The 21,004-nt window shown below is 70.7% G+C and carries 16 protein-coding genes; 11 read left to right on the top strand and 5 right to left on the bottom strand.

Annotated features, from left to right (window positions below; genetic code table 11):
• Positions 1-77 precede the first annotated feature (77 nt).
• Genes ACFYO2_RS20975 through ACFYO2_RS20995 form a run of 5 tightly spaced genes read left to right on the top strand, consistent with a single transcriptional unit; the run spans position 78 to position 5,637 of the window.
• The gene (locus ACFYO2_RS20975; RefSeq protein WP_388350939.1) at positions 78-1,325 is read left to right on the top strand and encodes a PotD/PotF family extracellular solute-binding protein; all 1,248 of its coding nucleotides are present in this window, start codon (positions 78-80) and stop codon (positions 1,323-1,325) included.
• Positions 1,322-2,512 carry an ABC transporter ATP-binding protein gene (locus ACFYO2_RS20980; RefSeq protein WP_388350942.1) on the top strand — a complete coding sequence of 397 codons (1,191 nt, stop codon included), beginning with the start codon at positions 1,322-1,324 and terminating at the stop codon, positions 2,510-2,512. Before ACFYO2_RS20975 ends, ACFYO2_RS20980 begins: the two co-directional genes overlap by 4 nt.
• On the top strand, positions 2,512-3,441 hold the full coding sequence (locus ACFYO2_RS20985) for an ABC transporter permease (protein WP_388350945.1): 930 nt from the start codon (positions 2,512-2,514) through the stop codon (positions 3,439-3,441). The genes ACFYO2_RS20980 and ACFYO2_RS20985 overlap by 1 nt, the downstream gene beginning before the upstream one ends.
• Complete coding sequence (locus tag ACFYO2_RS20990; RefSeq protein ID WP_388350947.1) at positions 3,442-4,242, top strand: ABC transporter permease; 801 nt, start codon at positions 3,442-3,444, stop codon at positions 4,240-4,242.
• 27 nt (positions 4,243-4,269) lie between these two features.
• Positions 4,270-5,637, top strand: a complete 1,368-nt coding sequence (locus tag ACFYO2_RS20995; protein WP_388350950.1) for an NAD(P)/FAD-dependent oxidoreductase — start codon at positions 4,270-4,272, stop codon at positions 5,635-5,637.
• 35 nt (positions 5,638-5,672) lie between these two features.
• Here the strand turns inward: ACFYO2_RS20995 and ACFYO2_RS21000 are convergent, their stop codons facing one another.
• Both ACFYO2_RS21000 and gabT read right to left on the bottom strand, forming a co-directional pair.
• Positions 5,673-6,515, bottom strand: a complete 843-nt coding sequence (locus tag ACFYO2_RS21000) for a phosphatase PAP2 family protein (protein ID WP_388350953.1) — start codon at positions 6,513-6,515, stop codon at positions 5,673-5,675.
• 120 nt (positions 6,516-6,635) lie between these two features.
• Positions 6,636-7,970, bottom strand: coding sequence for a 4-aminobutyrate--2-oxoglutarate transaminase (gene gabT / locus ACFYO2_RS21005; protein ID WP_388350956.1), 1,335 nt, complete (start codon positions 7,968-7,970; stop codon positions 6,636-6,638).
• Positions 7,971-8,216: 246 nt separating this feature from the next.
• Here gabT and ACFYO2_RS21010 point away from each other — a divergent pair, with 246 nt between their 5' ends.
• Positions 8,217-10,349, top strand: a complete 2,133-nt coding sequence (locus ACFYO2_RS21010) for an ATP-binding protein (RefSeq protein ID WP_388350959.1) — start codon at positions 8,217-8,219, stop codon at positions 10,347-10,349.
• Positions 10,350-10,467: 118 nt separating this feature from the next.
• A complete protein-coding gene (locus ACFYO2_RS21015; RefSeq protein ID WP_388350962.1) occupies positions 10,468-12,153 on the top strand; it encodes a PucR family transcriptional regulator in 1,686 nt (561 codons plus the stop codon).
• A 72-nt stretch (positions 12,154-12,225) separates the two neighbouring features.
• Here the strand turns inward: ACFYO2_RS21015 and ACFYO2_RS21020 are convergent, their stop codons facing one another.
• Together ACFYO2_RS21020 and ACFYO2_RS21025 are read right to left on the bottom strand one after the other, a co-directional pair.
• Positions 12,226-12,504, bottom strand: a complete 279-nt coding sequence (locus tag ACFYO2_RS21020; protein ID WP_388350965.1) for a hypothetical protein — start codon at positions 12,502-12,504, stop codon at positions 12,226-12,228.
• Positions 12,501-13,271: a PspA/IM30 family protein gene (locus ACFYO2_RS21025; protein WP_388350967.1), complete on the bottom strand. Its 771-nt coding sequence runs from the start codon at positions 13,269-13,271 to the stop codon at positions 12,501-12,503. The genes ACFYO2_RS21020 and ACFYO2_RS21025 overlap by 4 nt, the downstream gene beginning before the upstream one ends.
• Positions 13,272-13,688: 417 nt before the next feature.
• Between ACFYO2_RS21025 and ACFYO2_RS21030 the strand changes: the two genes are divergently transcribed.
• The 4 genes from ACFYO2_RS21030 to ACFYO2_RS21045 all read left to right on the top strand — a co-directional run bounded on the left by ACFYO2_RS21030 (position 13,689) and on the right by ACFYO2_RS21045 (position 17,863).
• Complete coding sequence (locus ACFYO2_RS21030; protein ID WP_388351289.1) at positions 13,689-14,156, top strand: SPW repeat protein; 468 nt, start codon at positions 13,689-13,691, stop codon at positions 14,154-14,156.
• Between the two features lie 57 nt (positions 14,157-14,213).
• Positions 14,214-14,990, top strand: coding sequence for a YsnF/AvaK domain-containing protein (locus ACFYO2_RS21035; RefSeq protein WP_388350969.1), 777 nt, complete (start codon positions 14,214-14,216; stop codon positions 14,988-14,990).
• 151 nt (positions 14,991-15,141) lie between these two features.
• On the top strand, positions 15,142-16,224 hold the full coding sequence (locus ACFYO2_RS21040) for a YihY/virulence factor BrkB family protein (protein WP_388350972.1): 1,083 nt from the start codon (positions 15,142-15,144) through the stop codon (positions 16,222-16,224).
• A 193-nt stretch (positions 16,225-16,417) separates the two neighbouring features.
• Positions 16,418-17,863, top strand: coding sequence for an aldehyde dehydrogenase family protein (locus tag ACFYO2_RS21045; protein WP_388350975.1), 1,446 nt, complete (start codon positions 16,418-16,420; stop codon positions 17,861-17,863).
• A gap of 116 nt (positions 17,864-17,979) precedes the next feature.
• Here ACFYO2_RS21045 and ACFYO2_RS21050 read toward each other — a convergent pair whose 3' ends face one another.
• Positions 17,980-20,817 (bottom strand): glycoside hydrolase family 3 C-terminal domain-containing protein, encoded by a 2,838-nt coding sequence (locus tag ACFYO2_RS21050; RefSeq protein ID WP_388350978.1) that lies wholly within the window; start codon positions 20,815-20,817, stop codon positions 17,980-17,982.
• Between the last annotated feature and the right edge of the window lie 187 nt (positions 20,818-21,004).

The following is a 21,004-nucleotide window of genomic DNA, read 5'->3' on the forward strand; positions in this document are numbered from 1 at the left end:
CGGCTACCGCCGGGTGGCACACCGAAGGCCGCCTGACCCGCGGCCGCTCACCATCCTCCCGAAAGGGCACCACGCGCATGGAGCAGTACGAGCCCGACCGCCTGTCCCCGGCCCAAGTGGCCGCCATGCGGCGCAGCTTCAGGAACGGCAGGGCCTCCCTCACCCGCCGTTCACTGCTGCGCGCCTCCGCGGGCGGCGCGCTCGCGGTCGGCGGAATGGGCGCGCTGAGCGCCTGCGGCATCCCCGCGGCGGGCAAGACGCAGGGCGGCGTCTCCGCCGACGACCACTCGGCGAAGGAGAAGACCGTCGACTTCTCCAACTGGACCGAGTACATGGACGTCGACGACAGCGGCAAGCACCACCCGACGCTGGAGGCGTTCACCAAGCGGACCGGTATCAAGGTCAAGTACGCCGAGGACATCAACGACAACAACGAGTTCTTCGGCAAGATCAAGCCACAGCTCGCCGCGGGCCAGGACACCGGCCGCGACATCATCGTCCTCACCGACTGGCTGGCCGCCCGCCTGATCCGCCTGGGCTGGGTCCAGAAACTCGACCCGTCCAACCTCCCGCACGCCTACGCCAACCTGTCGGCTCAGTTCCGCGACCCCGACTGGGACCCCGGCCGCGCCTACTCGTACGTCTGGCAGGGCATCTCCACCGTCATCGCCTACAACAAGAAGGCGCTGGACGGCGTCGAGGTGAAGTCGGTCTCCGACCTCCTCGACAACCCCAAGCTCAAGGGGCGTGTCGGCTTCCTGTCGGAGATGCGCGACAGCATCGGCATGACGCTGCTGGACATGGGCAAGGACCCGGCGAACTTCACCGCCGACGACTACGACGCGGCCATCGCCCGCATCCAGAAGGCCGTCGACAAGGGCCAGATCCGCCGCTTCACCGGCAACGACTACACCTCCGACCTGACCAGCGGCGACTTCGCCGCCTGCATCGCCTGGGCCGGGGACGTCGTACAGCTGAAGGCGGACAGTCCCGACATCGACTTCCTGATCCCGGACAGCGGTTACATGACGTCGACCGACAACCTGCTGGTCCCCAACAAGGCGCGTCACAAGACGAACGCCGAACGGCTCATCGACTACTACTACGAGCCGAAGCCGGCCGCCGAGCTCGCCGCGTACATCAACTACGTGTGTCCCGTCGACGGTGTGAAGCCCGAGCTGGAGAAGATCGACAAGGATGCGGCGAACAACCCGCTGATCATCCCCGACAAGGCCATGGCCGAGAAGTCCCACGCCTTCCGCTCTCTGAGCTCGAAGGAAGAGACGGCCTTTGAAGAGAAGTTCGCGAAGCTGACTGGGGCGTGATCACCGTGACGACGAACAAGACGGACAAGACGGGCAGCGGCGGCGACGTCCGCCTCTCGGGCATCAGCAAGACCTACGGCTCCTTCACCGCCGTACACCCGCTCGACCTGACCGTGCCGCAGGGCTCCTTCTTCGCCCTGCTCGGCGCCTCCGGCTGCGGCAAGACGACCACCCTGCGCATGATCGCGGGCCTGGAGGAACCTTCCTCCGGCACCGTCTTCCTCGGCGACCAGGAGGTGACCAACCTGCCGCCGTACAAGCGGCCGGTGAACACGGTCTTCCAGTCCTACGCCCTCTTCCCGCACCTCGACATCTTCGAGAACGTCGCCTTCGGCCTGCGCCGGCGGGGCATCAAGTCGGTGAAGAAGCAGGTCGAGGAGATGCTCGACCTCGTCCAGCTCGGCGAGCAGGCCCGCAAGAAGCCGCACCAGCTCTCCGGCGGCCAGCAGCAGCGCGTCGCGGTCGCCCGCGCCCTGATCAACACCCCCAAGGTGCTCCTCCTCGACGAACCCCTCGGCGCCCTCGACCTCAAGCTGCGCCGTCAGATGCAGCTGGAGCTCAAGCGCATCCAGACCGAGGTCGGCATCACCTTCGTCCATGTCACGCACGACCAGGAGGAGGCCATGACCATGGCCGACACGGTCGCCGTGATGAACGCGGGCCGCGTCGAACAGCTCGGCTCACCCGCCGACCTCTACGAGAACCCGAACACCACCTTCGTCGCCAACTTCCTCGGCACCTCCAACCTCATCGAGGCCGAGGTCGACTCCAAGAGCGGCGGCGAGATCGTCCTCAAGGCGGGCGGCGGCAAGCTGGTGCTGCCCGAGGCGCGCTGTTCGGCGCCGACGCAGACCGGCGGCAAGGTGCTGGTCGGCGTCCGCCCGGAGAAGATCTCCCTCACGCACGCCGACGAGGCGGGCGAGGTCCCGGTCGGCCGCAACCGCATAACCGGCAAGATCGCCGACTCCAGTTTCATCGGCGTCTCCACGCAGTACGTCATCGACAGCCCGGTCTGCCCCGAGTTCGAGGTGTACGCCCAGAACATCGACCGCGACGCCCGGCTGGTGCCCGGCGCCGACGTGGTCCTGCACTGGAGCCCGGCCCACACCTTCGGCCTGGACGCCGCCCAGTCCCTGCTTGCTGGGACAGCGGGCTCCGCGGGCATCGAAGAAGAGGCGGCGGTCTGATGGCGACCCTCACCGAGGCGCCCCCGCCTCTCGCGCCCGCCGCGCCCGAGAAGAAGCCCCCGCGCAAACGCGGCCGCCTCGTCCCGTACTGGCTCCTGCTGCCCGGCATCCTCTGGCTGATCGTTTTCTTCGCGCTGCCGATGATCTACCAGGCCTCCACATCCGTGCAGACGGGCTCCCTGGAGGAGGGCTACAAGGTCACCTGGCACTTCGCCACCTACTGGGACGCGCTGTCCGAGTACTGGCCGCAGTTCCTGCGCTCGATCGCCTACGCCGCCGCCGCGACCGTCCTGTGCCTGCTGCTCGGCTACCCGCTGGCGTACCTCATCGCCTTCCGCGCGGGCCGCTGGCGGAACCTGATCATGGTCCTGGTGATCGCGCCGTTCTTCACCAGCTTCCTGATCCGTACGCTCGCCTGGAAGACGATCCTCGCGGACGGCGGCCCGGTCGTCGGCGCCCTCAACACGCTGCACGTCCTGGACGTCACCAGCTGGCTCGGCTGGACCTCGGGCGACCGCGTGCTGGCCACGCCACTCGCCGTCGTCTGCGGACTGACGTACAACTTCCTTCCGTTCATGATCCTGCCGCTGTACACCTCGCTGGAGCGCATCGACGGACGCCTCCACGAGGCGGCGGGCGACCTGTACGCGCGGCCGTGGACCACCTTCCGCAAGGTGACCTTCCCGCTGTCGATGCCGGGCGTGGTCTCCGGCACGCTGCTGACCTTCATCCCGGCGGCCGGCGACTACGTCAACGCGGACCTGCTCGGCTCCACGGACACCCGCATGGTCGGAAACGTCATCCAGAGCCAGTTCCTGCGGATCCTCGACTACCCGACGGCCGCGGCACTCTCCTTCATCCTCATGGCCGGGATTCTCGCCATGGTCACGGTCTACATCCGCAAGTCCGGCACGGAGGATCTGGTTTAAATGACCTTCGTCAACTGGCTCAAGCGCCATCTCGTCGTCGTCGCGGGACTGCTGACGCTCGGATATCTCCTGCTGCCGAACGTCGTCGTCACGGTGTTCTCCTTCAACAAACCGAAGGGGCGCTTCAACTACGAATGGCAGCAGTTCTCCACGGACGCCTGGAAGGACCCGTGCGGGGTCTCCGGCCTGTGCGGTTCGCTGTCGCTCAGCCTCCAGATCGCCCTCTGGGCGACGCTCGGCGCGACCGCCCTCGGCACGGCGATCGCCTTCGCGCTGGTCCGCTACCGGTTCCGAGCGCGGGGTGCCGTCAACTCGCTGATCTTCCTGCCGATGGCGATGCCCGAGGTCGTCATGGCGGCCTCGCTGCTCACCCTGTTCCTCAACATGGGCGCGCAGCTGGGCTTCTGGACGATCCTCATCGCCCACATCATGTTCTGCCTCAGCTTCGTCGTGACGGCGGTCAAGGCGCGCGTGATGTCGATGGACCCGCGGCTGGAGCAGGCGGCCCAGGACCTGTACGCCGGCCCGTTCCAGACCTTCGTCCGGGTCACCCTGCCGATCGCGGCACCGGGAATCGCGGCGGGCGCGCTGCTCGCCTTCGCGCTCTCCTTCGACGATTTCATCATCACGAATTTCAACGCGGGCTCGACCGTCACCTTCCCCATGTTCGTCTGGGGTTCGGCGCAGCGCGGAACACCCGTTCAGATCAACGTCATCGGTACGGCCATGTTCCTGGTCGCCGTCCTGCTCGTCCTGACCTCGATGGTCATCGGAAATCGCCGCACCAAGCAAAAGGCGTAGACGGAACACATGTAGGGAGTTGAAATCATGGCCCCAAGCGCCATGAGCCGTTGGACCACGTCCCTTTCCGACGCCCAGCCGGTCCCGTACTGGCTGGACGACCCCGGCAAGCCCCACCCCGAGCCCGCGCTCACCGGTGCCGAGACCTGCGACCTGCTGGTCGTCGGCGGCGGCTACAGCGGATTGTGGACCGCGCTCCTCGCCAAGGAGCGCGACCCGCGGCGGGATGTCGTCCTGCTGGAAGGCCGCGAGGTGGGCTGGGCCGCCTCGGGCCGCAACGGCGGCTTCTGCGCCGCCTCCCTCACCCACGGCCTGCCCAACGGCCTCGCCCGCTGGCCGGACGAGATCCACAAGCTCCAGGAGCTGGGCGCCCGCAATCTGGACGAGATGGAGAAGGCGGTCGCCCGGCACGGCCTCGACTGCGAGTTCGAGCGCACGGGCGAGATCGACGTCGCGACCGAGCCGTACCAGGCGCGTGAACTGCGCGACTGGTACGAGGAGATGGAGCGCGAGGGCCTTGCCGACGGCGTCGAGTTCCTGGACACGGAAGCCGTACGGGAACAGGTGGACTCACCGACCTTCCGGGCCGGCCTCCACGACCGCCGGGGCGTGGCCATGCTCAACCCGGCCAAGCTGGCCTGGGGGTTGAAGCGGGCGTGCCTGCGGCTCGGCGTCCGCGTCTACGAGCACACGCCCGCGCTCACGTTGAAGCCGTACGGCGCCGGGATGGCCGTACGCACTCCGTACGGCTCGGTCCGCGCCCGCGAGGTCGCGCTCGGCACGAACGTCTTCCCGAACCTGGTCAAGCGGGTGAGGGCGTACACCGTCCCGGTCTACGACTACGCGCTGATGACCGAGCCCCTGACCGCCGACCAGTTGGCGTCGATCGGCTGGAAGAACCGCCAGGGCCTCGGCGACTCGGCGAACCAGTTCCACTACTTCCGCCTGTCCGCGGACAACCGCGTCCTCTGGGGCGGCTACGACGCGGTCTACCCCTACGGCGGCCGGGTGCGTGCCGAGTACGACGACCGGCCGGAGACGTACGCCAAGCTCGCCGAGCACTTCTTCACCTGCTTCCCGCAGTTGGAGGGAGTTCGTTTCACGCACGCGTGGGGCGGCGCGATCGACACCTGCTCGCGCTTCTCGGCGTTCTACGGCACGGCCCACCACGGCAAGGTGGCCTACGCGGCGGGCTATACGGGCCTGGGCGTCGGCGCCACCCGATTCGGCGCCGACGTGGTCCGCAAGAAGCCGCTGCCCTTCCCGCCGGAACCCTTCGCCTGGACCGGCATCGCCCTCACCAAGTGGTCGCTGGCGCGGGCGGACGCGCACGGCGGGCGGCGCAACCTGTGGCTGCGGACGATGGACAGATTCGGTCTCGGCTTCGACAGCTGAACTGCCGTGCGGCCGGCGCGGAAGGCTTCTCCCACCTACTGCTTCGGCTCTTCGTCGGGCGTCTCCCGCCCGAGGAACAGCCACAAGGACGAGAGCAGCACCGCACCCAGACACCAACTGGCCACCACATCCAGTGGCCAGTGGTAACCGTGGCGGATCAGGCCGAAACCGACGCCGAGGTTGACGGCCGCGCAGGCGATGAGGAGTTCCCGGCGGGCGTAGGCGGTGCGCAGCCACGGGAGGAGGAGCAGGGTCGCGCAGCCGTACGCGACGGCGGCCGTGGCGGTGTGGCCGGACGGGTAGTAGCCGACGCTCGGGGGCATGATCGGGGTGCCGTGGCGGGCCGTGAGTTCCTTGAGCGGGATGACCAGCGCCGGTACCAGGGCCATGACGAGGACCGCCGCGGTGGGCGGGAGCCACCAGCGGTCTGTACCACTGTGCAGGGCCCGCCAGGCGACGTACGCCAGGACGGCGGCGAGGACGGGGATCGCGAGCCGGACGTCGCCCAGGTCGGAGAGGCCGTCGGAGAAACGGTCCGGGGAGACCAGAGCGCGGCTGACACGCTCGTCCACGCGCAGCAGGGGGCCGTCGGCCACGACCTGCCAGGTGATCAGCGCGAAGAGAAGGGCTGGAAGAAGCCCGAAGAGGAGGAAGAAGGAGGCCGGCCGCCCCGGAACAGGGGGGGTGGTTCCGGGGCGGCCGATCAGATCGGATGGTCGCGCGCCCCGGGGGGTTTGGGGCGGGCGACTGTCCGATCGGTGAGGAGATCCGGAGCCGGAGGCACCGGTTGTGTGCGCGAGGGCACGACCAGGTCGAAGCTGGGGAGGCCACGGCCTGATGTCGCCCACAGTCCCCTGTGGGCGGCGTGTATCTCTCATCTGGATAGAACCTACGTCAGGGGACGGGTCCAAGACAGGCTGAATCGACTCCTGTCATCTACCCCGCACAGCTTCTTCACACGGCCTACCGCTGGCGGAATCACCTGTGCGGCTCACCCGTCAGATGCGCGCGAAAGCCTGCTCGATGATGTCGAGGCCCTCGCGCAGGAGGTCCTCGCCGATGACCAGCGGGGGCAGGAAGCGCAGCACGTTGCCGTAGGTGCCACAGGTCAGGACCAGCAGGCCCTCCTGGTGGCAGGCCTTGGCGAGGGCGGCGGTCGCCTCCGGGTTCGGCTCCTTGGTGGCGCGGTCCTTGACCAGCTCGATGGCGATCATCGCGCCGCGGCCCCGGACGTCACCGATGATGTCGAACTTCTCGGCCATGGCGGACAGCCGGGCCTTCATCGTCACCTCGATCGCCTTCGCCCTGGCGTTGAGGTCGAGCTCCTTCATCGTCTCGATGGAGCCGAGCGCACCGGCGCAGGCGACCGGGTTGCCGCCGTAGGTGCCGCCGAGGCCGCCCGCGTGCGCGGCGTCCATGATCTCGGCGCGGCCGGTGACGGCGGCGAGCGGCAGACCGCCCGCGATGCCCTTGGCGGTGGTGATCAGGTCGGGGACGATGCCCTCGTCCTCGCAGGCGAACCACTGGCCGGTGCGGCAGAAGCCGGACTGGATCTCGTCCGCGACGAACACGATGCCGTTGTCCGAGGCGAACTTCCGCAGCGCGGGCAGGAAGCCCTTGGCCGGCTCGATGAAGCCGCCCTCGCCGAGCACCGGCTCGATGATGATCGCTGCCACGTTGTCCGGGCCGACCTGCTTGGTGATCTGGTCGATGGCCTGCGCGGCGGCCTCCGGGCCGGCGTTCTCCGGGCCGGTCGGCCAGCGGTAGCCGTAGGCGACCGGGACCCGGTAGACCTCGGGCGCGAACGGGCCGAAGCCGTGCTTGTACGGCATGTTCTTCGCGGTCAGCGCCATCGTCAGGTTCGTACGGCCGTGGTAGCCGTGGTCGAAGACGACGACGGCCTGGCGCTTGGTGTACGCGCGGGCGATCTTCACCGCGTTCTCGACGGCCTCGGCACCGCTGTTGAACAGGGCGCTCTTCTTGGCGTGGTCACCCGGCGTGAGCTCCGCGAGGGCCTCGGCGACCTCGACGTAGCCCTCGTACGGCGTGACCATGAAACAGGTGTGGGTGAATTCGGCGAGCTGGGCGGAGGCCCGGCGTACGACGGCCTCGGCGGAGGCGCCGACCGAGGTGACCGCGATGCCGGAGCCGAAGTCGATCAGACGGTTGCCGTCGACGTCCTCGATGATCCCGCCGCCCGCGCGCGCGGTGAACACGGGCAGCACGGAGCCCACCCCCTGCGCGACCGCGGCGACGCGGCGGGCCTGCAGCTCCTGCGACTTCGGGCCGGGGATGGCGGTGACGACGCGGCGCTCCTGCGGAAGTGCGGTCATGGGGGGCTCCTGGGGTTTTGCTCGTGCCGACGATTGCCTTCTCTTTTCTCGCAGGCTAGGGCGGGGACCGGGGGGTGGGCATGCTCCATGTGGGCGTTCTCGCCGATACGGCTTGTCCGTCTTGGACATAGCGGTGTGTGGCCCGCTCGATGCGGGCCCGGCCGCGTAAGCGGTGAACTACCCAGGCGGGGGCGTTAGATTGACTCGCTGACGGTGGACGGAACGGCTGGTCAAGGGGCGAGGGCGATGGACAGCGACGGGACGCGGGACGCGCGGGGTACGCATGCGAACCCTGTGCCACGTCCGGCGGGGCCCCCTCAGGTCCCGGCGATGCCGCCGCGGCCTTCCGCGGCGCCGGCGCCGGGTGTGCCGCCGATGCCGGACGGGTCGGGCTTCCTCGCGTGGCTGCGGACGCCCCGGCCGGAGGCGGCACCGGGCGTGTGGCGGTTCGGGCACAAGGCCCGACCCGAGGAGGAGCCCGAGAGGATCCCGACGCGGCAGCTGCTCAGCGGCGCGGTGATCGCGTTCCTCGTCGGCTGGCTGATCTGGTCGCTCCTGTGGAACGGCTACCTCGGCGGCTGGTGGGTCCTGCCCCTCGAACTCTTCACGCCGGATTCCTGGCGCCACAACAACGACCGCGTCGGCAACGCCGTCCTCTGGTACAGCTACTACACGTTGATCGCCCTGGCGATCATGTTCGCCGTCGGGCGTCTCGGCCGCTGGGGCGAGGTCTGGCGCCGGTTCGGACCGCCCGCCTGGCGCCGGTCCGCGCCGGTGACCGAACGGCCGCCCACCCCCGAGCAGGACCCCGCCGAGTGGCCCCAGCTGCGGGCCGCCGGGGCCGCCGACGCCGCCGAGCGGCTCGCCGCCGAGGCCCGTGCCGGGCTGATGCGGGACGTCGACCACGCCCGGATCGACCGCGCCTGGCAGGGGGTCCGCAGCGGCCGGCACAGTCTCGCCGCCTTCACCGGTGCCGTGCTCCAGGAGGGCGCCGCCGCCTGTCTGCACCCCTCCGGCGAGCGTGACCTGCCGACCCGCATCGCCCGGCACGACCTGGTCACCGGCCAGGTGCGCCTCGGCACCACGGCCGACGACGCCCGCAACCCGTACGCCTACCGCGGCACCGGCCTCGGACTCGGCCCCGATCTGCTCGGCACCTCGCTGCTCGCCGTCGGACCGCCCGGCTCCGGCAAGACCGGCACCGTCGTGAACCCGCTCGCCGAGTCGCTGTGCCTGCACGCGCTCGCCGGTCGGGCCGCCGTCGTGGTGCTCGGCGCGGCGGGCGCCGGGCTCGGTCCGACCGACGCCTACGACGTCGTCGTACGCATCGGGAATCCGGAATCGGTGTACGACCTCGACCTGTACGGCGGGACGACGGACCCGGACGAGGCGGCGGCCGTGCTCGCCGAGGCGCTCGTCGGCGACCTCGCGGAGCCGCACCAGGGTGGCGACACCCGCCGCTCCACCACCGTCCTCGCCCAGCTCCTCGGGCCGTTCCGGGCGGTCCACGGACGTTTCCCCTCCGTACCGGAGCTGCGGCAGCTCCTCGACGGCGCGCCCGCGCCGCTGGCCGCGTTGCGCAAGGGCCTCGAGGACTCCGGGCAGGAGGCACTGCTGCGCGAACTGGACGCGCGGGAGCGGCAGCTGGGACAACCGGGGGACGTGGGCGGGGTGCTCGCGGATCGGGTGGCGCTGCTCGACCGGCCGGCCTTCGCGGGCTTCTTCGACACCTCCGGACAGTCGCGTCCCTTCTCGCTGAAGGCACTCGACCATCCCGTGCGGGTGCGCATCGACCTCCCCCAGCGCGGCCACGCCGACGCCTCGCGGATGCTGGCGCGGCTGGTGCTCGCCCAGTTCACGGCGAGCGTGGCGGTACGGGAGGACCGGTCGCTGTTCGCCTGCCTGATCCTGGACGACGCCACGGGCGTGGTGACCCCCGAAGCCGTACGGGGCATCCAGCGGCTGCGGTCGGGCAACGCCGGGGTCGTGCTGACGCTGCGCACCCTGGACGACGTACCGAGGCCGCTGCGCGGGCCGCTGCTCGGGGCCACCGGGTGCCGGATGGCGCTGTCCGGGCTGACGCCGTGGGACGGGCAGGACTTCGCCGAGGTGTGGGGCAAGGAGTGGATCGAGGCGAGGGACGTCACCGACCGGCAGATCATCGCCGAGACACCGGCCGGCAAGGTGCTTCACGCGGTACGGCGCGTGATCACCGGCAAGGCGCCGACCGCGCGGGCGGTGACCGTCCGGCAGGTCGAGCGGGAGCGGTGGTCCGCGTCCGAGCTGGCACACGGGGTGCCGCCGGGGCACGCGGTCCTCTCACTGACGAATGTGAAGGGGGAGCACGCGCCGCCGCTGCTGGTGGATCTGCGCGGTTGAGGTGACGTGCGGACCGTACGGTGAGGCAGAATCGGCACAGGTCGTTCGTGCGGTTCGGCCAAAAGATCACAAAGATCACGACGGTCACGCCTACCTGTCTCGCACACCTGAAGGCCTCATGCCCCCGACGCTCGCCTCGCTCATCCACCACTCCGCGCTGAAGCTGACCGTGCGGGCCGGCGAGGACCGCCTGGACGTGCCGGTCCGCTGGGCGCACGTCAGCGAGCTCGCCGACCCCGTGCCCTACATGGAGGGCGGGGAACTGCTGCTGATCACCGCGTTGAAGCTGGACGCGGAGGACCCCGAAGCGATGTCACGCTATGTGAAGCGGCTGGTGGGCGCGGGGGTCGTCGGGCTCGGCTTCGCGGTCGGGGTCAACTACGAGGAGATCCCCAAGGCGCTCGTCGACGCCGCCGAGCAGGAAGGGCTGCCGCTGCTCGAGGTGCCGCGCCGCACACCCTTCCTCGCCATCAGCAAGGCCGTGTCCGCGGAGATCGCCGCCGACCAGTACCGGGCGGTGACCGCGGGCTTCGCGGCGCAGCGAGAACTGACCAAGCAGGCGCTGACGGACGGCCCGGAGGGGTTGCTGAGTTCCCTCGCCTCGCAGGTCGACGGGTGGGCGGCGCTCTACGACGCCTCGGGCGCCGTCGTCGCCACCGCGCCGGAGTGGGCGGGCCGCCGGGCCGCCCGGCTCACGGCGGACGTCGAGCGGCTGCGGGAGCGGCCCGCGCCCGCCTCGTCGGTCGTGGGCGGCCCCGAGCACGAGGACCGGGTCGAGCTGCACTCGCTGGGCACGGGCCGCCGCCCGCGGGCCGCGCTGGCGGTCGGGACGGCCGCGGCGCTCGGTACGGCCGAGCGGTACGCCGTCCACTCGGCCATCGCGCTGCTGACCCTCACCACCGAGCGCTCGCGGTCCCTGCACGCGGCCGAGCAGCGGCTCGGCGCGGCGGTGCTGCGCATGCTGCTCGCGGGGGAGCCGGACCACGCCCGGGCGGTGGCGGGGGACCTCTACGGGGGATTGCTGGACGCGCCCTTCCGGATGATCGTCGCGGAGTCGGCCTCGGCCACGTCGGCGGCCCGGGTGCAGCCCGACGGCCACACGCCGGCGCCGCCCGCCAAGTCCACGGCCGCGACGCTGGCCGCCGCCGACACCCACGGCGATCCGCTGAGCGCGCTGGCCGACGTACTGGAGTCGGCGGCGGCACGGTCCGGGGAGGCGGTGCTGGTCGTGCCCGAGGGGGAGCGGCTGGTGGTGCTGGCCGCGGACAGGGGAGCGGCGGTGGCCGCGTGCGGGGAGTACGCGGCGGCGCTGGAGGCGGGGCGAAGCGGGGAGGCGGCAGGGGAGGAAGTGGGGGCGGGCGGAGCTTCCCTGGCCGAGGCCGAGCTGGTCGTGGGACTGTCGGCACCGGCCGGGCCGATCGCGGCCGCCGCCGCGTACAAACAGGCCAGGCAGGCCCTGTCGGTGGCGCGGCGGCGGGGGCGGGTGTGTGTCGAGCACGAACAGATGGCGGCGGGCTCGGTGCTGCCGCTGCTCGCCGACGACGCGGTCAAGGCCTTCGCGGACGGGCTGTTGCGCCCCCTGTACGAGCACGACGCACAGGGCCGCGGCGACCTGGTGGCCTCGCTGCGGGCCTGGCTGTCACGGCACGGCCAGTGGGACGCCGCAGCGGTGGACCTCGGGGTGCACCGCCACACGCTCCGCTACCGGATGCGGCGCGTGGAGGAGATCCTGGGACGCTCGCTGGACGACCCGGACGCGCGGATGGAGCTGTGGCTGGCGCTGAAGGCGACGTCCGCGGAGTAGGGGGCGGGCGTGGGCATGGTCATCGCCCCGCCACGCCCACCCCTGCGCGCGGCGACCCGATGCGGATGGCGTTCACCCAGGGATCAGGCCCTCGTCGGACAGCAGCGCCCGTACCTCGCGCAGGCTTGTGTCCTCGTCGGGGAGCACGAGGTCCGACGGTGTGATCGCTTCGTCCGGGATCTGTGTGCCCAGTCGGCGTACGGTCTCCAGGAGAGCGTTCAGTGCGGTGTGGAAGGCCGCCTCGTCGTCGGCGTCAGCCGCGGACTGCAGGGCGGAGTCGGGCTTGTTGAGCTCGTCGAGGTGGTCATCGGTGAGGTCGTACTGGCCCTCGCCGAGAATCCGGATGATCATGGTGCCTCCTGTTGCGGCGGACGGTCGGTGCTGCCGCCTTCCACGGCCGCCGGTCGGCCGGCGGCCGGGAGCCGGGCCTTCATCCGGGCCAGCTCCTGCTCGATCCCGCTGTCGGCGCTGAGGGCCTCCAGCTCTGCCTGGATGTCGTCGCGGCCGGCGGGGAGGGTGGCGTCCGACAGGACCCCGGAGTCGATCAGTTCGTCCAGGGCGCCGGAGCGCGCCTGCATCTGCTCGGTCTTGTCCTGGGCGCGCTGCATCGCCAGGCCGACGTCGCCCAGCTCCTCACTGATGCCGGTGACGGCCTCGGTGATGCGGGTCTGGGCCTCGGCCGCCGTGTAGGTGGCCTTCATGGTCTCCTTGCGGGTACGGAAGGCGTCCACTTTGGCCTGCAGGCGCTGCGAGGAGACGGTGAGCTTGTCCTCATCCGCCTGCAACGCCGCCTGCTGGCTCTGCAGTTCGGCGAGCTGGGCCGTCACCGCGCCGCGCCTGGTCAGCGCCTCGCGGGCGAGGTCCTCGCGGCCTGCGGCGAGCGCCTGCTCCGCCTGGGCCTGCAGCTTCGCGGCGTACTGCTGCAGCTGCACCAGTTGCAGATCCACCCGCTTGCGGCTGGTGGCCACGTCCGCCACACCACGTCGCACCTTGTGCAGCAGCTCCAACTGCTGGGTGTAGGAGTAATCCAGCACCTCACGGGGATCCTCGGCCTGGTCCAGGGCCTGGTTCGCCTTGCTCCGGAACAACAGGGTGACGCGGTCCGCGATGCTGCTCATCGGGCCCGCCTCCTCTCCCTCGGTCGAAGGGCGTACTTCTCTCAGGCTCCGTCCCGCCGCGCTGTGCCGCAAACCTTCCCTGGCCGACCCCTGCCGACTCCGGTGCGGACGGCACGCGACGGAGCAAGACAGATTTAATCCTATTTGGTGGCGTATTTACTGTTTTGGTCCTCGGGTAGCGGTTAACCGGACGGGGCGAGAGCGGGACCGCGTAACTGCCAGGGGCGGGCGCCTGAGCTGGGGCACCGGCCGGGGGTGGCGCACAGATGGGGCACGCGGCCCGGACCGTAGAACGCCGCTGCACGGACAGACACCAGCTGCCGTCCGTGCAGCGTGCCCACACCGCAACGGCGAACATCACGCCCTTTTCAATCACCGGAGGTGATCGGAGTGACCTCACCCAGCTCCGGGTCGACGATGGAAACCCATCCCGACCTTGTCGGAACGCGCGAGCGCCATGCGCTGGCCGAGCGCGCCGCAACGACCCCGCGGGCCCAAGCCATCGAGATGATGGCGCTGGTCACGGGCCTCTACCTCGCGGCCTCCCCCTGGATCGTCGGGTTCAACGGCGGCGGCTTCTCCAGGCTGGCCATCGTCAACCTGATCACGGGGCTCGCCTACGCGCTGCTCATGAGCGGCGGCTTCGGCCGTGCCTACGACCGCACCCACAGCATGGCGTGGGCCGCGTGCGCCCTGGGCGCGTGGACGATCATCGCTCCGTGGGTGGTGGCAGGCAATGTCGACACCACACGGACCGTCGTCAACAACGTCATCACCGGGATCGTCGCCCTGCTGCTGGCCCTTGCCGCAAGCGCGGCAGCCCGCGCGCGCAGCGGACGCCAGGACCAAGGCGCGTACGGGGGCGCATACGGTGCCGGCCGCTGAGAGAGCGGGTTCCGCGACGTGGGGGGAAGACCGGTCAGTCACCGAAGGAGAACCAAGATGATCACCCGAGAGCAGCTACCCGCCGTGCTGGACCACCCGGTCCACGACTCGAGCGGCAACAAGATCGGCGACGCCCGGCACGTCTTCCTCGACGATGCCACCGGCCAGCCCGAATGGGTCAGCGTGAAGACCGGCATGTTCGGCACCAGTGAGTCGTTCATCCCCATCCACGACGCCAGCATCGTCGAGGACCACCTCGAGGTGCCGTACGCCAAGGACCAGGTCAAGGACGCGCCCAACGTCGACGTCGACGCCGGCGGTCACCTGTCCGAGCAGGAGGAGCACCGTCTGTACGAGTACTACGGCATCGACTGGGACGCCGCCTGGCAGCAGGCCACGTCACAGGCGCCCATGGCGGACACGCCTCAGGCACCCACGGCTGACGACGCGATGACCCGCTCCGAAGAGGAGATGCACGTCGGCGTCGAACGCCGCGAGGCCGGCCGCGCGCGGCTGCGGAAGTACGTCGTCACGGAGGAGCAGCAGTACACGGTTCCCGTGAGCCACGAGGAGGTCCGGGTCGAGCGTGAGCCGATCACGGACGCGAACGTCGACGCGGCCCTGTCCGGCCCGGAAATATCCGAGGACGAGCACGAGGTGATCCTCCACGAGGAGACGCCGGTGGTCGAGACCAGGGTCGAGCCCAAGGAACGCGTCCGCCTGTCCACCGATGAGGTCACCGAGGAAGAGACCGTCACGGGAGAGGTCCGCAAGGAGCGCATCGAGGCCGAGGCCGAGGAGACCGGCGAAGGCGGCGGGCGCCCCCGCCGCTGATCCATCCCCGGGGCGCCCGGCCAGGGACGGGACGGCCCTCGCCGGGCACCCCGGGGACCCACTCCTGTCATGGTGCGCGCTCCGATGCATACGGCCGCCGCCGCCCTCCGGGTCCGGAGCGCGGCGCCCCGTGCGTGAGGAGTGGTCAGTCATGAGACTCGTGCACAGGCGGGACGACACCCGCCATGGCCGGGGCCCGGAGAACGGCGAGCGGCAGCGGCGGGACGCCGAGGCGTACGGCCGCGAGGACGACCCGGAACGGTTCGGCCCGGAGCCGGAGGTGGAGCGCAAAGCACCGCAGGCCCTCACCCACATGCCGAAGACGTCCTGGTGGGCGGTGTCGCGCGGGACGCTCAAGGAGTTCATGGACGACGAACTCATCGACCGGGCAGCGTCCCTGACCTACTACGGCATCCTTTCGATGTTCCCGGCGCTGCTGGTGCTTGTCTCGTTGCTGGGGATCGCCGGACAGTCGGCGACGAAGGTGCTGGCCAACGTGGAGCAGCTGACCCCGGGGGCCGCCCGCGACGTGATCCGCAACGCGGTCCAGCAATTGCAGGGCCACGGCCGCATCGGCTCGGTCATCGCGATCGGCGGCCTCGTCCTGGCGGTGTGGTCGGCATCCGCCTACGTGGCGGCGTTCATCCGGACCTCCAACGCCGTGTACGACATTCCCGAGGGCCGCCCCGTGTGGAAGGTGATGCCGCTGCGGCTCGCCCTCACCGTCCTGCTGATGATCCTGGCGGTGGTCAGCGCGCTGATCGTGATCTTCACCGGCTCCCTGGCCCAGCAGGCGGGCAAGGTGCTGGGGATCGAGGACACGGTCATCACGGTGTGGTCGATCGCGAAGTGGCCGGTGCTGGCGTTCCTGGTCTCCCTCATGATCGCGATTCTGTACTGGGCCAGCCCCAACGCGAAGGTGCGCGGCTTCAGGTGGATCACTCCCGGCAGCTTCCTGGCCTTGGTCATCTGGTTGATCGCCTCTGCGGGCTTCGCGCTCTACGTGGCCAACTTCGCCTCCTACAACAAGACCTACGGCTCCTTCGCCGGCGTGATCGTCTTCCTGGTGTGGCTGTGGATCACCAATATCGCCATCCTGCTCGGCCTGGAGTTCGACGCCGAGACCTCACGCCAGCGCGCCGTCGTCGGCGGACACCCGCCGCGGGAGGAGCCGTACGTCAACCCGCGCGACACGAGGAAGTGGGACGAGGACGACCGCCGCCGCCTTGAATGACGGGCGGCGGATCCCTCAGCCCGACCGGCGGCGCAAGCCCGCGGGCCAGCGACGCACCGCACCGGTCCGGCCTACTCCGCACCCCGACTTCTACGACTCGGACAAACGCCCTCCCGGTCACTCCGCGCATACCGTGGACCCCGACAGCCAAGACCAGGATCATCCCCCAACGCGGAAGGGCCGGGACTCGACTATGACTTCCACCCACGCCTTCTGGCTCGCCGGCCGCCAGGTCACCGGCGAGGACAGCTTCGACGTCACCTCGCCCTGGGACGGTCGCCCCGTCGGCAAGGTCGCCGTGCCGACCGACGCGCAGATCGAGGAGGCCGTGGCCGCCGCGTACGCCGTCCGCGACGAGTTCGCGGCCACCCCCGCCCACCTCCGCGCCGCCGCCCTCGACCACGTGAGCCGACGGCTGATCGAGCGTACCGAGGAGATCGCGCAGCTCATCTCCGCCGAGAACGGCAAGCCGATCAAGTGGGCCCGCGGCGAGGTCGGCCGGGCCGTCTCCGTGTTCCGGTTCGCCGCCGAGGAGGCGCGGAGGTTCAACGGCGGTGAGGCGCAGCGCCTCGACACCGACGCCGGCGGTCAGGGCCGTCTCGCCCTCACCCGCCGCTTCCCGAAGGGCGTAGTGCTCGGCATCGCCCCGTTCAACTTCCCGCTGAACCTGTGCGCCCACAAGATCGCCCCGGCGATCGCGGCCGGCGCGCCGATCATCCTGAAGCCGGCGCCCGCCACCCCGCTCTCCGGGCTCGTCATCGGCGAGCTGCTCGCCGAGACCGACCTCCCGGCCGGCTCCTGGAGCATCCTCCCGGTGCCCAACGACCGTATGTCCGCCCTCGTCCAGGACGAGCGACTGCCGGTCATCTCCTTCACCGGTTCCGAGAAGGTCGGCTACGCGATCATGGACTCGGTGCCGCGCAAGCACTGCACCCTGGAGCTGGGCGGCAACGGCGCCGCCGTCGTCCTCGGGGACTACGCCTCCGACGCCGACCTCGACTGGGCCGCCACCCGCATCGCCACCTTCTCCAACTACCAGGGCGGCCAGTCCTGCATCTCCGTGCAGCGGGTCATCGCGGACGCCTCCGTGTACGACCGTCTGCTGCCGCGCATCGTCGCCGCCGTCGAGGCCCAGGTCACCGGCGACCCGAGCGACGACACGACCGACGTCGGACCGCTGGTCAGCGAGGACGCCGCCCGGCGCGTCGAGACCTGGGTGCAGGAGGCCGTCGAGGCCGGCGCCCAGCTGCTCACCGGCGGCAAGCGCGACGGCGCCTCCTACGCGCCGACCGTCCTGACCGACGTACCGGCGAGCACCACCATCTCCTGCGAGGAGGTCTTCGGGCCGGTCCTCACCGTGCGGAAGGTGGACGGGGAGGCGGCTGCCTTCGCAGCCGTCAACGACTCCAAGTACGGCCTCCAGGCAGGTGTGTTCACGCACGACCTCCAGGCAGCCTTCCGCGCCCACCGCGCGCTCGAGGTCGGCGGTGTCGTCATCGGCGACGTGCCCTCCTACCGCGCCGACCAGATGCCGTACGGCGGTGTCAAGCAGTCCGGAGTGGGCCGCGAGGGCGTGAAGTTCGCGATGGACGACTACACGTACGAGCGGGTGCTGGTACTGACCGGACTCGCCCTATAGCTCATGGGAACCATTTTCAGCTAGAGTCGCGGTCATGCGGCTCACGCCGTCTCGAAGGGGCCCGGCACCGATGCCTTCCGGTGCCGGGCCCCTTCTCTGCCGACCTCTCCGGACCCTCAGCCGGAGAAGCCGACGTGCGCGAGCCGCAGCGGGCCGCGCAGCCTGAGGTGGACGTCGTGCACGCCGTCGGCGACGATCCCGGCGCCGAGCGTGGCGTAGGCGTACGGCCCGGAGTCGGACGCGTCCGACGTCAGGGTCGCGAGCGCCGGCCCGCCGTCCAGGGCGATCTCGACGACTCCCTCGCCCGTCACCGACACGCTCACCCGCGTGGCGCCGGCGCCGAAGTCGCAGTTCCGGTAGACCAGTTCACCGGCCCGGTGCTGCGCCGCCGTCACCGCGTCGCCCGACACCTTCGTGCGGTCGACGATCTCGACGCCGCTCTGGTCGTCGAAGTCGGCCGCGTCCAGGCCGCGTTCGAGCACCGGACGCGGGGCCGAGGGCTCGCCGTTCAGCAGCAGGGTCGTGCGAAGGCGGACATCCTCGCTGGAGGCGCCGGCCAGCAGCTCGTACCGGCCCGGCTCCAGGCGCGGGCGGCCCTGTGTCACGTCCCAGAACTCGAAGGAACGCAGGGGCACTTCGAAGGCCAGCTGCGTCCGGTCGCCCGGCGCGAGCGTCACGCGCCGGTGCGCCAGCAGCTCGCGGCGCGGGCGTGGGACCGCCGGGTCCACGACGCGGGTGTAGAGCTGGGCGACCTCGTCGGCCGTGACGTCGCCGGTGTTCGTGACCGTGAAGGAGACGTGCAGGGTCTCCTCCTCGACCCGGGTGTCGAGATCGCCGTACGAGAAGGTGGCGTACGACAGTCCGTGGCCGAACGGGAACAGGGGCGTGCCCTCGAAGTAGAGGTACGTCTGGCGGCTGCCGATCACGTCGTAGTCGAGGAGGTCGGGCAGGTCGGAGTCGTGGGCGTACCAGGTCTGCGGGAGGCGGCCGGCGGGGGAGACGTCGCCGGCCAGGACGCGGGCGAGGGCGGTGCCGGCCGCCTGGCCGCCGTGGGCCGTCCACAGCACCGCCCGGAGGTCGGCGGTGTCGACCGCGTACGGGTAGGCGGAGGTCAGCGCGAGCACGGTGTTCGGGTTGGCGGCGCGGGCGGCGCGCAGCAGACGCTCCTGCTGGGCCGGCAGGCGCAGGGTCGTGCGGTCCTCGGTCTCGCGGCCGTTGATGTGCGGGTCGTTGCCCGCCACCACCAGGACCACGTCGGCCTCCGACGTGACCCGGGCCACCGCGTCCTCGCCGCGTTCGACGATGATCAGCTCGAACGTTTCCGGGTTCTCGTCGGCAACCTTTGCTCCGTCGGCGGCGACCGACACGGGGCGACCCGTACCGACATGCCTGAGGAGGTGTCCGTTCCCGTGCGGTTCCAGCCGGAACGTCTCCTGGACGACCCAGCCTCCCGGCTGGTCGGCGGAGGCGCGTACGTAGCCGTCCTCGGCGACCGAGAGGTAGCGGCCGTCGGGCGCGCGCAGGGTCAGTACGCCCTCGCCCCAGTCGACGAGCGCGAGTTCGGTGCCGACGGCGTTCGTGGTGAGCGGGGGCAGGTCGGTGCGGCCCGCGAGCAGGGCCGGGTCGAGCGCACCCTCGGCGCCGCGCGCCTCGTCGGTCACTCCGTCGACGGAGGGCACCTGCAGGAACGTCCCGTCAGAGGTCTTGAGCAGAACCCGGTCCACGCCCTCCGCGAACTCCACCCGCTCCGCGCCGAACCGTTCGTACAGCCCCTCCAGCGGGGTCGAGCGGTGGAGGAGCGTGCCGCTGTACCAGTCGAGCTTGCACTCGTCGGCGAGCGGGCCGACCACGGCGATCCGGGTGTCCGGGGCCAGCGGCAGTACGCCGTCGTTCTGGAGCAGGACGACGGCCTGCTCGGCGGCCTCCTGGGCGAGCGCGCGGTGCGCCGGGGTGTCGAAGTCCCTGGTGTCGGCGTGCGGGTCGTAGTGCGGGTCGAACTCGCCGAGCCGGAAGCGCACCGAAAGCTGACGGCGGACGGCGGTGTCGATGTCGGCCTCGGTCAGCAGGCCCTGCTCCAGCGCACCTCGCACCCGCTGGATGATCTGCGAACTGTCCGTCCCGTGGTCGGTGAAGCTGTCGACGCCGGCGAGGATCGCGGCCGCGGTGGCCTCCTCGTGGGTGTCGAAGTAGTGCTCGGAGTCGACCAGGTTGGAGGGCGCGCCCGCGTCGGAGCAGACCAGCAGGTCCTCGTCGGTCCAGGCGCGCAGCTGCTCGCGCAGATGCGGCGAGACGTGGTTCGGGCGGCCGTTGACCAGGTTGTACGCCGGCATCACCCCGGCCGTGGCGCCCGCCTCGACGGTCTCGCGGAAGGCGCGCAGGTCGTACTCGTGCAGCACCCGCGGGCGGACCGAACTCGACGAGGTGTCCCGGTCCGTCTCGTTGTTGTGCGCCAGCCAGTGCTTGAGGACCGGCGCCGTGCGCCAGTACGTCGGGTGGTCGCCGCGCAGTCCGTGCGTATAGGCGGTGGCGATGGCCGAGGTGAGCTTCGGGTCCTCCGAGTAGCCCTCCTCGTTACGGCCCCACAGCGGATGCCTCAGCAGGTTCACCGTCGGCGACCAGACGTTGAGGCCGACGCGGTCGTCGCGGGCGCGCATCGCGCGGGTCTCCTTGGACACCGCCTCGCCGACCCGTCGTACCAGATCGGTGTTCCAGGTCGCGCCGAGGCCCACGGCCTGCGGGAACACCGTGGCCGGGCCCATCCACGCCACGCCGTGCAGGGCCTCCTGACCGGTGCGGAACTCGGCGATGCCGAGGCGTTCGACGGCGGGCGCGAACTGGTGGAGGAAGCCGACCTTCTCGTCGAGGGTCAGCCGCGACAGCAGGTCGTCGATGCGCTTCGCGAACGGCAGGCGCGGATCGCGGAAAGGCGTCGTAGGCGGCGTTTGTGCGGTCACGTGGGGATCCCCTTGCGATGGAGCGGCGAAGCGCTTTCGAAGCGCTTCGATGCTCATTCGATCCGGGGGTGGGTGTCAAGACACCACCGGGCAACAACTCCGACTCCTGACCGACATTTCAAGTCGCGTAAGAGGCCGCTTCGTTCCTCCACACCGCGGAGGAATCTTGGAACCGGGCCTTGTGCAC

It is taken from the genome of Streptomyces sp. NPDC006602, assembly GCF_042870385.1.
GTDB lineage: Bacteria > Actinomycetota > Actinomycetes > Streptomycetales > Streptomycetaceae > Streptomyces.

Bases quoted from the DNA above. Each gene is read 5' to 3' on its own strand.
- ACFYO2_RS20975 (WP_388350939.1), top strand. From the start codon at position 78: ATGGAGCAGTACGAGCCCGACCGCCTGTCCCCGGCCCAAGTGGCCGCC.
- ACFYO2_RS20985 (WP_388350945.1), top strand. From the start codon at position 2,512: ATGGCGACCCTCACCGAGGCGCCCCCGCCTCTCGCGCCCGCCGCGCCC.
- ACFYO2_RS20990 (WP_388350947.1), top strand. From the start codon at position 3,442: ATGACCTTCGTCAACTGGCTCAAGCGCCATCTCGTCGTCGTCGCGGGA.
- ACFYO2_RS20995 (WP_388350950.1), top strand. From the start codon at position 4,270: ATGGCCCCAAGCGCCATGAGCCGTTGGACCACGTCCCTTTCCGACGCC.
- ACFYO2_RS21000 (WP_388350953.1), bottom strand. From the start codon at position 6,515: ATGAGAGATACACGCCGCCCACAGGGGACTGTGGGCGACATCAGGCCG.
- gabT (WP_388350956.1), bottom strand. From the start codon at position 7,970: ATGACCGCACTTCCGCAGGAGCGCCGCGTCGTCACCGCCATCCCCGGC.
- ACFYO2_RS21010 (WP_388350959.1), top strand. From the start codon at position 8,217: ATGGACAGCGACGGGACGCGGGACGCGCGGGGTACGCATGCGAACCCT.
- ACFYO2_RS21015 (WP_388350962.1), top strand. From the start codon at position 10,468: ATGCCCCCGACGCTCGCCTCGCTCATCCACCACTCCGCGCTGAAGCTG.
- ACFYO2_RS21020 (WP_388350965.1), bottom strand. From the start codon at position 12,504: ATGATCATCCGGATTCTCGGCGAGGGCCAGTACGACCTCACCGATGAC.
- ACFYO2_RS21025 (WP_388350967.1), bottom strand. From the start codon at position 13,271: ATGAGCAGCATCGCGGACCGCGTCACCCTGTTGTTCCGGAGCAAGGCG.
- ACFYO2_RS21030 (WP_388351289.1), top strand. From the start codon at position 13,689: ATGGAAACCCATCCCGACCTTGTCGGAACGCGCGAGCGCCATGCGCTG.
- ACFYO2_RS21035 (WP_388350969.1), top strand. From the start codon at position 14,214: ATGATCACCCGAGAGCAGCTACCCGCCGTGCTGGACCACCCGGTCCAC.
- ACFYO2_RS21040 (WP_388350972.1), top strand. From the start codon at position 15,142: ATGAGACTCGTGCACAGGCGGGACGACACCCGCCATGGCCGGGGCCCG.
- ACFYO2_RS21045 (WP_388350975.1), top strand. From the start codon at position 16,418: ATGACTTCCACCCACGCCTTCTGGCTCGCCGGCCGCCAGGTCACCGGC.